The sequence below is a fragment of the Lactobacillus sp. MRS-253-APC-2B genome (genome assembly GCF_012843675.1).
GTDB classification, from domain to species: Bacteria; Bacillota; Bacilli; order Lactobacillales; family Lactobacillaceae; genus Limosilactobacillus; species Limosilactobacillus pulli.
Genome location: NZ_JABAFO010000012.1, coordinates 1 through 16,038 on the forward strand (window position 1 = coordinate 1; position 16,038 = coordinate 16,038).

General features: G+C 44.2%; 11 protein-coding genes. 6 read left to right on the forward strand and 5 right to left on the reverse strand.

The window, feature by feature from the left end; genetic code table 11:
• The coding region (locus HF864_RS09550; RefSeq protein WP_169462230.1) for a serine-rich glycoprotein adhesin at positions 1–5,318 on the reverse strand (5,318 nt) is incomplete at its 3' end.
• Positions 5,319–5,895: 577 nt separating this feature from the next.
• Between HF864_RS09550 and HF864_RS06770 the strand changes: the two genes are divergently transcribed.
• Positions 5,896–6,498, forward strand: a complete 603-nt coding sequence (locus tag HF864_RS06770) for a glucosaminidase domain-containing protein (RefSeq protein ID WP_169462231.1) — start codon at positions 5,896–5,898, stop codon at positions 6,496–6,498.
• Between the two features lie 120 nt (positions 6,499–6,618).
• Here HF864_RS06770 and HF864_RS06775 read toward each other — a convergent pair whose 3' ends face one another.
• The 3 genes from HF864_RS06775 to HF864_RS06785 form a co-directional block, all read right to left on the reverse strand.
• A complete protein-coding gene (locus HF864_RS06775) occupies positions 6,619–7,140 on the reverse strand; it encodes a GNAT family N-acetyltransferase (RefSeq protein WP_169462232.1) in 522 nt (173 codons plus the stop codon).
• Between the two features lie 751 nt (positions 7,141–7,891).
• Positions 7,892–8,098, reverse strand: a complete 207-nt coding sequence (locus HF864_RS06780) for an LPXTG cell wall anchor domain-containing protein (protein ID WP_169462233.1) — start codon at positions 8,096–8,098, stop codon at positions 7,892–7,894.
• 308 nt (positions 8,099–8,406) lie between these two features.
• Positions 8,407–8,904, reverse strand: coding sequence for a GNAT family N-acetyltransferase (locus HF864_RS06785; RefSeq protein ID WP_169462234.1), 498 nt, complete (start codon positions 8,902–8,904; stop codon positions 8,407–8,409).
• 230 nt (positions 8,905–9,134) lie between these two features.
• On the opposite strand from HF864_RS06785, the gene HF864_RS06790 reads away from it, so the two are divergent.
• The 5 genes from HF864_RS06790 (at position 9,135) to HF864_RS06810 (ending at position 14,707) form a co-directional block, all read left to right on the forward strand.
• Positions 9,135–10,373 (forward strand): OFA family MFS transporter, encoded by a 1,239-nt coding sequence (locus HF864_RS06790; protein WP_169462235.1) that lies wholly within the window; start codon positions 9,135–9,137, stop codon positions 10,371–10,373.
• A gap of 423 nt (positions 10,374–10,796) precedes the next feature.
• Positions 10,797–11,579, forward strand: coding sequence for a transporter substrate-binding domain-containing protein (locus HF864_RS06795; RefSeq protein WP_169462236.1), 783 nt, complete (start codon positions 10,797–10,799; stop codon positions 11,577–11,579).
• A gap of 24 nt (positions 11,580–11,603) precedes the next feature.
• The gene (locus HF864_RS06800; RefSeq protein ID WP_169462237.1) at positions 11,604–12,272 is read left to right on the forward strand and encodes an amino acid ABC transporter permease; all 669 of its coding nucleotides are present in this window, start codon (positions 11,604–11,606) and stop codon (positions 12,270–12,272) included.
• Positions 12,273–13,583, forward strand: coding sequence for a lanthionine synthetase LanC family protein (locus tag HF864_RS06805; RefSeq protein WP_169462238.1), 1,311 nt, complete (start codon positions 12,273–12,275; stop codon positions 13,581–13,583). It abuts the gene before it with no gap.
• A gap of 80 nt (positions 13,584–13,663) precedes the next feature.
• Entirely contained in the window at positions 13,664–14,707 is a 1,044-nt protein-coding gene (locus HF864_RS06810; RefSeq protein WP_169462239.1) for an iron-containing alcohol dehydrogenase family protein, read from the forward strand.
• A gap of 70 nt (positions 14,708–14,777) precedes the next feature.
• Here the strand turns inward: HF864_RS06810 and HF864_RS06815 are convergent, their stop codons facing one another.
• Positions 14,778–15,974 carry a zinc-ribbon domain-containing protein gene (locus tag HF864_RS06815; protein WP_169462240.1) on the reverse strand — a complete coding sequence of 399 codons (1,197 nt, stop codon included), beginning with the start codon at positions 15,972–15,974 and terminating at the stop codon, positions 14,778–14,780.
• Between the last annotated feature and the right edge of the window lie 64 nt (positions 15,975–16,038).

The window sequence follows — 16,038 nt, forward strand, 5'->3', positions numbered from 1 at the left end:
TCTGACTCGCTAATTGATTCCGATTCACTCTCTGAGGTACTTTCAGATTCACTAGCAGACTCGGATTCGCTTTCTGAGGCGCTTTCGGATTCCGATTCACTCTCTGAAGTGCTTTCAGATTCACTAGCAGACTCGGATTCGCTCTCGGACTCGCTAATTGATTCCGATTCACTCTCTGAGGCACTTTCAGATTCACTAGCTGACTCGGATTCGCTTTCTGACTCGCTGGTTGATTCCGATTCACTCTCTGAGGCGCTTTTAGATTCGCTAGCTGACTCGGATTCGCTTTCTGACTCGCTGGTTGATTCTGATTCGCTCTCTGAGGCGCTTTCGGATTCCGATTCACTCTCTGAAGTGCTTTCAGATTCACTAGCTGACTCGGATTCGCTTTCTGACTCGCTAATTGATTCCGATTCACTCTCTGAGGCGCTTTCAGATTCGCTAGCAGACTCGGATTCGCTGGTTGATTCTGATTCACTAGTCGAAGTACTTTCGGACTCGCTAGTTAAAATACTCTCGGATTCGGATCTACTTACAGACTCACTTGCAGCCGTGCTTGCTGACTCACTTGCAGCCTTGCTTGCGCTCTTACTTGCGGAGACAGATTTTGACTGACTATCCCAGTTAGAAAGAATAGAGTCGGCATCCGATTCCGTAATCGTACTGTTTGAAATAGCTGTAGAAAGACTATTCGATTCGATAGTACTAATCCGTTCAGAAACTTTTTCTGAGTCAGAAGCATATTCAGATTTGATTTTAGACTTTTCTTCGCTAATTGAAAGAATCTCTGAATTGTATTCCGACAAGCTCTTAGATAGACTTTCTGATACACTCTCAGATCTCACTTTACTTAATGATTCTGATAAGCTCTTTGAAGTGTTTGCAGATTCACTTAAACTCTTACTCCGTGAAGCTGCTGATTCAGAAACACTAGTGCTTAATGATAGCGAAGTGCTCTTAGATGCGGAAGTACTTTCACTAGCTGATTTTGAAACGGACTCACTTGTGGACTTTGAAGTGGATGCTGATTCACTTAAGCTCTTACTATTCAATTCCGACAAACTCGTGCTAGTTGACTTTGAAATCTCTTCTGATTGAGAAACCGATTCAGATTCTTTGATAGATTCGCTAATACTCTTTGAAGCAGCTTCACTCTGACTTTCTGCAACAGATTTTGACGCACTTTCTTTTTTCTCGCTATCTGATTCTGACGCAAGACTATTTGAAATGCTGTCTGCTTCACTAGCGCTTTGCGAGTCAAAAATACTCTTACTTATTGATGCAGATTCACTAGCACTAACAGAATTGCTCTCGCTGACTGACTTACTTGCACTTGCACTCTCAGACTCAGAAACTGATTCACTTGCTGACTGAGATGCAGACTTGCTACTTGAAATTGAGGCTGATACGGAGTCACGCTTAGACTGAGATTCACTTCTGGACAGAGATCTGCTTGCACTGTCAAAGGCACTAATTGATGCTGATTCTTCGGCAGACTTAGATGCAGATTCGCTATTTGAGGCAGAATTTGCAGAGCTTTCCTCAATTGACTTGGACTTACTGTCACTGTTGCTGTCAACAATACTCTTGCTTGTTGAAGCCGACTTGCTCTTTTCAATTGACTCAGACTCACTTGCTGATTCTGAGACAGATTCACTGATAGATTGAGAAGTTACTTGACTGGCTGATTCACTGAAGGCATTACTGTTGTATGCGCCCTTAACAGCTGCGCCAGCCATAATACCACCAAGGTTTGCCTTGTTAGTGTTACTTTCACTAACAGTTGCTTTTACATTCTTAGTCGTTGCACTTTCATCTGCTTGAACTTCAACAAGAACGTTATTAACAACTGATGCAAAGTCAACAAGATTTTCTGATGGAATCTTAGTGGTAAAAGTAACTGTTAACCCTTGAGAAGTATCAATTTTATTGGTAGTAGAAAAAGCATCCCCCCAATAACGCTTATTTGCGTATTTCTTATCATTTACTTGGCTAGCATTAACATTAAAACCCAGAGCAGTTTTTTGGATTTTACCATTTCCATCACGCTGGGTGCCATTATACAAATTATTGATATTAATAATCGTATTATTAGTCCCTGCAGCATCGTAAGCAGCAACAACGGCACCTGAGGCATTTGAGTAGACAGTGATCGTATCTGCCCCCTCAAGCCCTGACATACTGTTTACAAAGAAACCAAAGTAAGAGGAACCATTAGTAGACTTTGGCATGTAAGTAACTTCCCAAGTAATGACACCAGTGCTCAGGTTTAGGTAACCTTTTAAGTTTGACAAAGTCTGAGGAGCATAGGGACCATTATTAATGGTGGTTATCTTCATGTCATAGATCAAAAAGCCCTTGCTTGCTGCAACTTGGCTAGCCAGGGTACTCATGGAGTCAGCAGTACTCAATGAGTAGTTTTCTGCACGGTACTTGCTCGTACTCTGTGAAGCACTAACAGAAGCAGCAATAGATGCAGACTTTTCAGCTGAAGCTGATGCTGATTGAGCAACACTAGTTGAAAGTGAAGCAGATTCGCTTGCTTCTTCTTTTGAAACAGATTCTGAAGCACTCTTTGAAAGAGACTCTTCTTCTGCTTCAGATTGACTAGCACTAGTAGACGCACTCTCACTTTGTGAAGCAAGTTGTGAGTCTTCCTTGCTTGCAGAAATTGATGCATCCCGGTCTTGCAAACTTAAGCTAGCTTCTGGGTCCTTTGATGCAAGTTCACTCTCTGAACGAGATACGCTTTCACTATCTGCAAGAGATTTAGACGTTGATTCACTTTCAGCAACGCTCCGCGAGGTTGACTGACTTGCAGAAGTACTTTCACTATCAGCAATTGATTTCGACGTCGAGTTGTTTTCTGAAGCTTCTTTACTTACTGACTGAGATGCCGATTCAGATTCACTTTCGCTGGCTGATTCTGATTCGGACTCGGATTCACTGACAGACCCAGATTCACTCGTCGAAGTCGATTCACTTGCTGACTCGGATGTAGATTCCGATTCACTAGCAGATTCAGACGCACTCTCAGATTCTGAAGTAGATTCGGATTCAATTACCGACTCACTCTCACTTGTTGAGGTGCTCTCAGACTCGGATGTAGATTCCGATTCACTGGTTGATTCAGACGTACTCTCAGATTCTGAAGTAGACTCCGATTCACTGGCTGACTCGCTTTCACTCGTCGAAGTGCTTTCTAATTCTGAAGTGGACTCCGATTCGCTGGCTGAAATAGATTCATCCCTTGATGTCGATGCCGAAGTTGAGCTACTCGTCGACTCAAACTTACTTGTACTAGTCAAAGCTGAATTACTCGTTGACGTAATTTCGCTGGTTGAAGCAGATGCAGCCTCAGACTGGCTCTTAACCTCTGAATTAGATACCGAGATACTGTCACTCGCGGAATTATACATCGATTCTGACATACTCGACGTACTCATGCTGGTGCTCAGCGAACGCATTTCTGGAGTTGAGACCAGCTGGCCATTCAAGTCCCAGCGTCTAAACGTACCATTGTTCTCAATCGTGTCGGCTGCAATGTTTCCTGCAAAGTCAGAGCTGGTAATTATATGTGCATTAGGTGCCAGCACGCTACCGACAAAGGCACTATCAAACCTAATCGTATCGCTGGTAGTACCAAAGTTCCACAGCAAGTGGTTAGGCTCTGATCTCCAGACATCACCATTGTTAAACAAGCTACGCCAATTATCGTAATGTAGCTGAAGCTGACGGGAAATATCAATAGTCTGACCTTCTGGAATGCCCGTAACGTTAATAACGACAACTGGACCATAATTTGATTCAGTCAATCCCCTAATCGTTGTGGTTCTTGAGCCCGTCAAATATTCATATGGAACATTAACATAGATTCGATTGTTTGCATCCGGTTGTGCTTTTGAAACATCAATCATGTAGTCCGAATTATTAGGCTGAGCACCATACTCTGGATTATTGTAGTAGCCTTGGCGAACACCAGGCGTGGTGCCTTGTTGACTTAACGATTGAGCATTGCCGTTCAGAATATTAAAGATCTGTTCAAAATCAATATAATTGCTGTCGGCTTTATCTTTAAAAACGTCAGCATTGTAACCAATATGTACATGATCCATGCGATTACCGTTTATGTATAGGTTACCGTCTCGTCCAATTTCAGCATTGACGCCATTACCAAAAACAATCCGGTTATATTTGGGATCAGAAAAGGCATTGCTGCCGATTTGACCACTAATCTTTTGGATATAGTCAACATCGCCAGTCGTGAGATTCCCATTGATACGATCCTGCGTTCCAAAACCACTGCCACCTTGATAATCGCCAGTTGCCAGATTGCCACGATAATCTGCGTTGATCTTAAGGTGATTGGAAAACGTCCCAAAAATCGATGCCAGATCAAGCGTACCGTTGCCATGATAATTTTGGATAAAGTTGTAAAATGATCCCCAATCATGATTAAAAATACCATCAAACAGTTCACCCAAACTGTCGTTAAATATATGGCTCCAGTCAAACGTGTATGAGTTTTCGTTGTTCAAATACTCATCATCCAAAATCGTATTTGAATAGATCACTTGATTAGACTGCTTTGCCCACAGCTGACTTAAAATATCCTGCAGGTAATTGGCAGCCGCTGCCTGAGGATCGACACTGGCTGCCGTTAGCGTGTTGGTAGCTTGACTGTCAGTTTGTTGACCATAGTCTGGTGTGGTATTTGACTGTGAGTCGTGAGCTGATGAACTGTTTGAAGTCGTTGTTGAACTGTTTACAGCATCTTCACTGGCAGTTGTTGAAGCAGTTGATGCCGTTTGGCTGTTTTCGGATGATTGTTTAGAATCAGCTACTGAACTTTGACTGTCTTCACTGCTAGTTGAGCTGGTTGAAGCCTCATTTGAGTTGGCTGATGAGCTTTCAGTTGAGCGGCTGTCAGTACCGTTGACCGTTTCTGATTGAGTCGTACTGTCCGTCGAATCCAAGCTTTTTGAATTATCGGTCGAGCCACTTGTTGATTCGCTTTGAGAATTCGATGAAAGACCAATTGCCATTGAGCGGCGCGAATCCATTGTTTTCTGCAGCTGCGTGCTGTCGGCCATTGCAGTTGTAGGCATCAGCATAGTGGCCCCGGCAATGGTTCCGATGGTGGCGATTGCCTTGAGATAATCTTCATATGAGGTTTCATCATCCTCATCAACCGAAGCCGCTTTCAAAAAAGTCCAAAAGCGTGACAATGAGCTACACCAGCCTCGATGCGTCTTATATAGTTTTACGCGTTCGGTTTCATCAACTTTTGATTTGTTTCGAACATTTTTTGTTTGCACGTTAATCTTCCTTTATGTATTAAATATTGTCCGCAAAAATGTCATTTGGCTAATGAATGCTTATTAATTTTAAAAAATAAGAATGATCGCTAAATCATGATTCATAAATCGACATCTATTCATAGCAATCGAGAAGAAAAGTTTTACCCGTATTATAAGTTAATATGTTAAGAACAAATATAATCATTTACACTGTTTAAGTAATAAAGCGTATACACAAGTACTAGTTTATGTTATCCATCGAAAAATTTCCAGAATAAATTAAGGACTTTCTCAGCTTTTGTAAAATCAAACAAAAACTTGATTTGTGTTTTTTAATAACAGCAACAAAGATACTGAATAACCTACTGATAGAAAGTAAAAATTTTTAACGATTTATCGATTGAATACATGAAAAATTTGACATTAACAACGTACCTCCTGATCAACTCATCAGATATGCAAATATGAACTCTTTTTGGTTATTTTATGGAGATTTACCTTTTTACTATGATCAACAGTAAAAAATATTTATAATCACATTTAAAGCTTTACTGAATTTTTCTAAAAAAATATACATTCTAAATCAGGGGGAAATATGAACATTAAATCTAAAAAATGGCTGTGGACAGGAATTGCCGCAATTGTAATCGCCCTAGCAATCGGATTGGGAATTTACTTCCACAATTCATCCAGTCAGTCTGCCAAGCCGCAGCGAGAGACTCATCCATCTAAGATCACGGTTAAGCAGTTCATTAAAACCATTGCGCCAATTGCTCAAAAAGAACAAAAGAAATACCACATCCCTGCCAGTATCATCATCGCCCAAGCTGGCACGGAATCAAACTGGGGTCGCAGTAAATTAGCTTACAAGTACAATAATTTATTTGGGATTAAGGCAACTTCCAAAAAGAATCGCGTGCGCATGTACACTAAGGAAAACATCAATGGCAAAACGGTCGAGGTCAAACAATATTTTGCCGTATATGACAGCTGGGATGCTTCGCTAAAGGCCCATGCTGAACTGCTCGCTCATGGAACCAAGGCCAAGCCAAACGTATTTAAGGATATCTTAAATGCCAAAAATTACCAAGAAGCCGCCTGGGCACTGCAAAAAGACGGCTATGCCACCGATCCCAACTATGCCAATGAGCTGATCTATGCTATCAAGAAATTCAATCTTGATAAATATGACAAGTAACATCAATCCTCGTTCCAATTGCTGGTGCGAGGATTTTTTGATAGATAATTCTTTTTTAGCGCCATTTAATTTGTCAGGCAACAAAAAAAGCCCCACAGCTACCAGCTGCAGAGCCTTTCATTATAGATTTAATTCAAACGCCCAGCGCAATGGATCATTGGGCTCATCCAAAATGTTGATGTGACCGCGTCTAATAAAACCATTGCTGGTGGCAACGTGCTGCATTGCTTGATTCAGATCATGCGTATCGACACGGAAATTATGAATTCCCTGCTCGTTTAAAATCGAAATCAAGTCACTCATAAAGTATTTTGCCAAATGCTGGCCGCGATAGTCTTGACTCAGTGCGAAGCGATGAATAGCAGCATATGGGGCATCATTATTTTGCCAGGCACCATCGATTTTCTGATAGTTTGGATCATCACCAATTACGGCTGCTGCATAGCCGGCAACCTTGCCATCAACTTTAAGCACCCATGATGATTGACTGGCCAAATCTTGGGCAACCGTATCGGCATTAGGATAGCCTGCCTGCCACTGTGGACTGCCGGCTGCCTTTAAAAATGCCTTGGCTTGATCAAAAATTGCTGCAACTGCTGGAATATCATTCTGAGTTGCTCTGGTAACATAAATTAAACTCATTGCCTTTCCTCGCTTTAGTTTATCGATTTCTTTTAGACAAGTTTATCACGATCAATTTTTCCAACAATCCTATTTCAATTATTTTTACCAACTGCTGAGCGATTCCATTTCTCAGGAGTTATGAATTGTTAAAGATTGCAAAAATTTTTTTAAGTGATTGGCACAAATGTTAAGAAAAGCATTGACTTAATAATCGACAAACATTAAGCTTAAAGGTATAGAAGCTATATGATTCATAGAGTTAGGGTTCAATGGTTCCTTCTTATCAAAGAATTTATTTTATTTCTATCTCATGTGTATATATGCCTATAAAATGGGGTTCGTAACTTCTGAGTTATGAAGCACCCCACCTCAACGCATCAACGCAGTTTAAGCCGCTAAATTCCCATTTTTGTGGTGACATAGCAAAGATGCCGTTGCCCGACATAGATTACCAAGTTTGACTTTTATCATTTACTCGTTCGCGGCGACGAGACTTGGTTCCCTTGAAATCCCAGGTGAAATGAGACATTCTTGCCCCGTCTCACCTTTTTTTATTTTTAATAAATTTTCAAAATGAGTAAAAGGTTAAACTATATGCATTTAAAATTTGTAAAAAAGCATTTCTCTATAAACACCAAACCATGCATATAGTAATTTTTTCTAAAAACAAAAACATGCCGGATAGCAACTACTACCGAACATGCAAGCATTTTAAATTCAAAAAATAAAACGGAGCGTTCCAGTTTACTGGATGCTCCGTTTTTTGCGATTAATTATGACGACGTTTCTTCAGACCAAACATTGCCATCATTGTGCCTAAACTGGTTAAGCCCAGTCCCATGGCAACTTTTGCTTGATTATTATCGTTACCGGTTTGTGGCAGCGTTGAATTGCTTGGTACAGCAAGGTTCTTAGGATGATCCGGAATAACTGACAGAACCGGCTTTTGAGAAATTTTACCATTTGCAACAATCATGGTGACAGTATTTACATATAATACTAATAAATATATTAAGTGTTTACCAAAGTGGTTTCTTTATTGCGATAAATTTTTTGATAAACGTTTTGCCATTCTTTCGAAATATCCGTCAAAAACTAGTATCTGTAGTCTTAAGCCAAATACTATCTTACCGTGCTCTTCAAAATCTTATCGCTTCCAGAATTTACTCAAAAATAATTAATTATTCAACTGATAAATTAAAAACCTTCTATTTTCAAGCCATACATAAAAAGCCTGAGCCGTTTCTTTGCTACGACTCAGGCTTTTTAATAAAATCTGATTTGCTAGTCGAATCTTTGCCCCATAATTACTAAATCGCGTTTCTGACCATCAAGTTCCGCGACAGCTGGCAACCATCCCCACTGGTTAAAGCCGAACTTTTTAAACAAACCAAGACTTGGCTGGTTATGCCCAAAAATATAAGCTGCCAACGCAGTCACGTTTAAACTGGGCAACTGGGCAATCACAAACTCGAGTGCCTGCGATCCCAGGCCTTGATGCCGCGCGTTTTGATCGATATAAATGCTAACCTCGGCTGTGTGTTCATAAGCCGGCCGCCCATAAAACGGCTCCAGGCCTACCCACCCCAAAATCTCATCGGTATCGCTTCTGATGACCCATAATGGATGGGTTGGCGTAAAATTATGAAACCACGCCTCGCGATCTGAAGTCATTAACGGCTCCAGATCAGCTGTCGCCAGACGTGAAGGAATGATTTGATTATAGATTTCGACAATTCGGCGCAGATCTTCATGTCTGGCCGTCTCAAAACGAAGACTCAATTTGCTGCTCACCTCATTATTATTTTTGTCAAATTATAGAAAAGCTTTCTTTTTTTAGCAAATTCGTCCTTGATCAGCCGATGGAAAGGTTTTCAGATTAAGGTTCGCTTAGAAGTCACTTTTTGCCGTTGATTTTGCCACTTCAGCATGTTAATGTAGCAATACACCGAATCTTATAAAGTTTAATTTTATTAATGTTCGTGTTTAAGAAATAAGGGAGAGAGAATACTATGACTAAGACAAGGAATCGTTATGGCGTCGCCTTCGCTGGTGTCGTCTTGCACTTAATGATTGGCGGCGTCTATGCCTGGAGCGTTTTTACCAAGCCGATCGCTCAACAAACTGGCTGGCGGGAAGCCTCGGTATCATTTGCATTTAGCCTGGCCATCTTTTGTCTGGGGATGTCAGCTGCCTTCATGGGACGTCTGGTAGAAAAGTTCGGCCCAACCGTTACTGGTACTATTTCTGCTGTTTTATACGGATCAGGGATCATGCTGACCGGGGTCGCCATTCACACGCACCAACTTTGGCTGCTGTATCTGGCATATGGTGTTATCGGTGGCTTGGGCCTCGGATCTGGCTACGTGACGCCGGTTTCCACGATTATTCGTTGGTTCCCCGATAAGCGTGGCTTGGCAACTGGCCTGGCCATCATGGGCTTTGGCTTTGCCGCGCTGCTGACGGGTCCAATTGCTCAGCAGCTGATGGCTGGCATCGGTCTTTCCGTTACCTTCTACGTCTTAGGCGCCTTCTACCTGGTTGTAATGCTGATTGCCGCTCAGTTCATCAAGAAGCCACGGCCAAACGAACTGCCAACCGCGATTGCCCAAAAAGCCTCTCGGGTCAGCTTGACGAACGGTCAGCAGCTGACTGCCAACCAAGCCGTTAAAACCCGAACTTTTGCTTTCCTGTGGCTGATGTTCTTTATCAACATCACGACTGGAATCGGCTTGGTTTCCGCCGCTTCACCAATGGCCCAAGAAATGACTAAAATGAGCGCGGCCACGGCAGCCGTAATGGTTGGTATCTTGGGTCTGTTCAACGGATTTGGTCGCCTTGCCTGGGCCACGCTTTCTGACTGGATCGGTCGTCCGTTGACTTACAGCCTGATCTTTATTATCGACATTATTATGCTGATCATTCTGATTTTCTGTCAGGTACCCGCAATTTTTGCCATCGCTCTGTGCCTGCTGCTTTCTTGCTACGGCGCTGGCTTCTCCGTCATCCCGGCCTACCTTGGTGATGTTTTTGGTACTAAGGAATTGGGCGCCATCCATGGTTACGTGCTGACGGCCTGGGCGGTTGCCGGCATGGTCGGTCCCGTACTGCTTTCCTTTACACATCAAGTACTGCACAACTACTACGTAACGCTGCTGGCCTTTATCGTGATCGATGTAATCGCCATGCTGATTTCACTTTGGATTCAACGTGATTTCGTCACACCTAAAGAAGCTGCTGACGTAAAATAATCTGTCTTTGTTAAAAACGACAAAATAATTTTTTTGTAACACGAAACCGGCAGCTGTCTTCCGATTATACTGGACTTTTTAGGACTGTTGCCTTGCATAATTCTTTGAAAATTATAATTTTATTGTTGACAATTGTCACTAATAACCGGTAAGCTGTTTGCAATGGTTTTCGAAAGGAGAATTTAAACGCTATGATCAAGTTTGATTCCATGATGTGCTGTCAATGCATGTGCTGTACTGTAATGTGCCGCGCACTGTTTGACATGCCATCATTGAATCAATCTGGACTTGTGTAATTGGGCGTTGATCCTCTACAAACGCTTGCCATATCCAGACAGGCAACCAGGCCGTGATTCCTTCGATGGAGTCACGGCCTTTTTTGTTGGTTACTGCTATTATTCAATTTTTAAGGGGTTTTTAAATATGAAATTTTCCAAGATCAAACTGTTCGTTGCCGCGCTTGCCTTAGGTGGAACCGTTGCTGCCGCGCCTATTGCTCATGCTGAGACTTTGACGGTTGGTACTACGGCACAAACCTATCCAACCTCATATAAAAAAGGCGACAAACTGACTGGGTTTGATGTTGCCGTTACCAAGGCCGTAGCCAAAGAAATGGGCGATAAGGTCAAGTTCAAGGTTGTTGGCGATATTCCTAGTCTTTTCGGTGAATTAGACAAGGGCAGCATTGACACGATCGCCAATTCGGTAACGGTCCTGCCTGAACGTCAAAAGAAATACAATTTCTCGCCAGTCTACTCTTACTACCCGGCCCAAATCGCGGTTAAAAAAGATTCCAAGTACAAGACGGTTAAAGATCTGGAAGGAAAAACCGTTTCCGCAACGGTTGGTTCCTCCAACATCGATCTGCTGAAAAAGTACGACTCTAAGATCAAAATCAAAAAATATGATGATCGCAACGCTATCTTTACGGACGCCAACAATGGCACGGTTGCTGGGGTTTTGAACCAGCGGCAGTTCCTGGAAGAAACCATCAAAAAGCAAAACCTCGATCTGCGAATTTTAAAGGGCGTAGTTGGCTGGAACAAATCAGCCTTCCCATTTGCAAAAAACAGTCAAGCCCAGGCGAAGCAAAAGAAATTTGACAAGGCCTTGCGCAAGCTGCAAAAGGATGGCACGCTTTCAAAACTTTCCAAGAAGTACTACAACGGCGAGGACGTTACCAAAAAATCGATCAGCAACGACTAAGCCAAAAACAACGGAGGAATAGAAATGGATTTTCCCTATATGCTTAAGGTTTTTCCAGAAATCGGCAAATATGTTCCAGTAACCCTTTTAATGGCAGTGTCGGCAATGATTCTTGCCATCATTGTCGCGGCGATCCTAAGCATTGGTCAGCATCATAAGACCAGTCGCTGGTTGGTTGACTTCTATGTTTTAATCTTTCGCGGTTTCCCGACTTTGGTTATCTTCTTCGTTGGCTATTACGGACTGCCACAGCTGCTGCACAGTCGCTCCCTAGTGCCGGCTTCTATTGCCGCGACCATCTGCCTAGCGCTAAAAGAAGGCGCCTACCTGGTCGAGATTTTCCGTTCGGGAATTGCATCGGTAGCTAAAAGCCAACTGGAAACCGGCTTGGCATTAGGAATGTCCAAATCACTGGTCTACCGCAAGATCATCATCCCGCAAGCCATTCGCGTTATTATCCCGCCGGCTGGCAATACCTTTGTCGGCCTGCTAAAGGAAACGTCACTGGCATTTTCAATCGGCGTGACCGAAATCTTTGGGGCCGGTAAACTGCTGGCAACGGAAAACTTTGAATACTTCGATGTCTACCTGGTCGTTGGAATCTGGTACGTGATCATGATCTATGTCTATACGCTGCTGCAGAAATTATTAGAAAGACGCTTGGCACGTCGTTTTGGCGAGGAGGCTGCCTAAATGAGCAAGAATCAGTATCTGCCAATTGCGATTAAAACCGCTAACTGGCTTGATGAGCATATCGTTGAGACTGCAAACGGCATTACCTGGGACATCAGTAAGTCGTTCAAGGGCCCTTGGCGCTACTATGACGAGGCCTCTATGTATGCCGGCGCCAGCGGAATCGTTAAATTTTACCTGGAACTGGCCAAAATCAGCGGCGACCAACGCTACCTGGATACCGCAGTCGCGGCTGGTCACGAGCTGGCTGCCCGCGCGTTGGCAAAAGAGCCGCAGCTGGATAAGGCTTTTAGCCGCTATGCCTTTACGACTGGGCTCAGTGGCGTGGCGCAGGCATTGGACTGGATCAATCAAGAACATCATGAGACTGTTTTTGATCAGGCAATTACCAAAATTTTAAACGGCATCGTCACTGAGCAAAAGCAGGATGGCTCCTGGAGCGGCCAGATTGGCATCGTGGCTGACGGTGGTACCGCGCTGTTATTGGGACGCCTTGGCGCAAAGTATCGAACTGCTAACTGGCAAGAAGCTCTGATCAAATTTGGTGACTATGTTTTGGCTCACAAGCAGGTTGACGAAAATGGCCAGGCTTTTTATGTCGGCTTGGATCCTAAATTCGTCGGCGGCCCCATCGGCAAGTTCAATACCGGCTTTCCACTGGGTCCTTCCGGCGTGGCATTCACCTTGCTTAAATTAGCCGAGTTGACAGGAGAAAATCGTTTTATTGATGGCACCAAGGGTATTCGCGAATTTTACGAATTCTATAATCACGGTCAAGGACTGCTCTTACCACACTATCACCCTGATACCGAACATATCTGCTATGTCGGCTACTGTGGTGGCCCCGTGGGAACGGCGCGCTATTTTTATCAATTAGCCAAGCAGACCGCTGATGCATATGCCGTAGATGATTTTGCAGCCGCCATCGCGGGACTTGATCGCGTGCAGGCACCCCAACAGCGTTCGGCTGGCTATTGGGAAACCGACAACTATTGCTGCGGTACGGCTGGCATCCTGCAGCTGTTTACCGGTGCCTATCTCGTAACAGGCAATCCTGATTATCTTGAACGTGCCCAGCAGACCGCCAAGCTTTTGGTTGAACGGGCAACCCAAGACGACCAGTTTGCTTACTGGCAGCAGGCCTTTGAACGGAAGAATCCGCAAAATATTACCGCGGCCTTAGGTTTTTATGATGGCGCAGCCGGGATTGCATCATATCTGCTGCAGCTTGGCGAGGTGGAAAATGGTCAGCTGTCAACACACCGCTTCATCGATGATCCTTACCCTGCTGTCTGGCAGCAAAACCAGTAAAACAACCGGCTCAAGCAGGCGTTGAACCATGCTGGGCCGGTTTTGAATTATCCGTTAATTTTATAGATTGGAATGATTTAATGTTTAATCGCACAATCCGGCTTAGTCCCGGTATTTATGTCAATGAACCCGGTGCATTAAAAAAACTGCCCGAACTGATCAATGAATTTGTACTTAAAAGCCCAGTCATCTTGACTGACCAAACCGTTCTAAAAATCATCCCCCAATATCTGCCGACTGATTTTCTGAATCACTATCCAGTCGAAATCTTTAATGGCAGCTGCGAGTTTGCCGAAATCGATCGCCTAACCGAACGGCTGAAAACCGCTGACGGCATTATCGCATTTGGTGGTGGACAGCTGATGGATACGGCCAAAATCGTCAGTGACCGTCTCAGCATTGTCTTGATCAACGTCCAGACCGTCCCCTCCAACTGCGCGGCCTTTACTACTAAAAGCATCGTCTATTCTCCAACTCACGAGATGATTGCCAGCATCCGCGAAAAAAAGCCCGTTGATGCCGTTGTTCTGGAACCTGAGCTATTGAAAAACGCGCCGCTTGAATATCTGCGTTCAGGAATCGGCGACACGCTGGCCAAATACTATGAAATTCGCCGACGTCTGACTGATGACAAAATGAACTCACTTTCGCTGTCTTTGGCACGCGATATGATCGAACGGTGTCGTGAAGAAATGCTGAAAGTAAATGATCCACGGTCGCTTAACGGTCTTGACCTGCAGAATTTCATCGATACGATCTTTTTGCTGGCTTCACTGGTGGATGGCTTTGCCGATCTGGATGGACGCAGCGTGGCCGCCCATACTTTTTACAACGCCTATGTCAAAATCATCGGTCCCCAACGCTTCACGCATGGCGAGATCGTTGCTTTAGGCAATCTGTTTCAGGTCACGCTGGAAAACGATATCAAGTTGATCAAAGAAATCCGCGCCTACTATCCACGCGTTGACCTGCCTTTGTCATTAGCTGACCTTGGTATTACCCAGGCCGAGCAGCTGGACGCATTGGCTGAATATATGGCCAAACCCGACAACATCAGAATGCAGTCGATTTTCCCCGGCATTACCGCAACTACGATTCGCAAGACGTTAGCCAAGCTTATTTAAGCTAAAACCCCCAATTGATTCGCAATATACCCGCGAATCGGTTGGGGGTTAAATTCTATCTGGATTTATGCTAAAACAGCCGCAGCATCAGCGCCATGATCATTTCTTTGATGAGCCTGCCGCCTATTGAGATCGCGGCGAAAACAATCAGACCATTGATGACCAAGACAATCAGCGCGCCGTACATGCGATCGAATTTCTGCGGACCAGCCTCAAGCATCACATCAGCCAATGCCAATACAAACATGCCCAAAGCAGTCAGCAAAATCACACCAATCAGAGTCATCATGCCAAGCGAGCCGGTTAATGAAGCCAGCAATAGGCTGACCAGCAGCAAAATAACATTGAAGTTGCTGGTCCACGTCAAACGATTGATCATGTCAAGATAGTCGCCACCTTTAACACCATTAACATAGCGTTTAAAGACATACGCCACGGCACTCATCAACAGGGCAGCAATCAAGATCAACAGCCACAGCAGCAAAAAACTTCCCGTCGTCATGGCCTTGATGTGAAAGACGATTGACGAGCCAGACGCTAGCTGGGCAAGCTTAGCCGATAGATGATCAACCAGCCAGCTCAGCGTCACGACCGTAAGCAGCGCCTCGATAATCTGTATCGTCAATCCGGTCCAGCGCCAGCTTGGCTGCTCATACTCGCCAGGATGCCTTAACGATTCGATCAGCCAGTCCCAGGCGCGCTTGAAGCCCTGCTTGGCATGTTCAAGATCCAGCGTCAGTTCAAATGAATCTCCATCCGTACTTGATTCAGATTGCTTTCTGGCTTCCGCACGACTCTTGAATGACGACGACTCATGATTGACTTTGGCTTCTCCAGCCGCGCTGACTGCTGCTTTTTGATCGGGTTTAGCGGGCTTGCTGTTTCCTGATGCCGGATCATCAACCAAGGGATGCCGCTGTTCCGCTGTTGTCTGATTATCTGAAACATCATCGCGGCTAGGGGTCATGGCACTCTGGAGCGGTTCATCAGCCCTTCGTGAATGGTCAGCATCAGTTGCCGTTTTCAATTCATGCTGTGTCACTGTCGATTGGGGCCGTTCAGCCGCATCCATTAATGACCGTTGTTCGCTGCTTGGTTCAGCTGCCGATGACTGACTGTTTTCTTTAGCTATCGAAGCCGGCTGAATTTCTTCGCCAACCGTTTTATCAGCATTTTGATTGGCATTTGTTTCAAAATGCCAGCCACAACGCGTGCAGTATTCGGCATTTTCTAAAACTTCACTGCCACAGTTTGGACAGATTTTCATCTTGCTTCCTCCATCAAAGCATTCATTGATTTAATTATGTAAAGTAAAAGCACCCCGCGGCAAT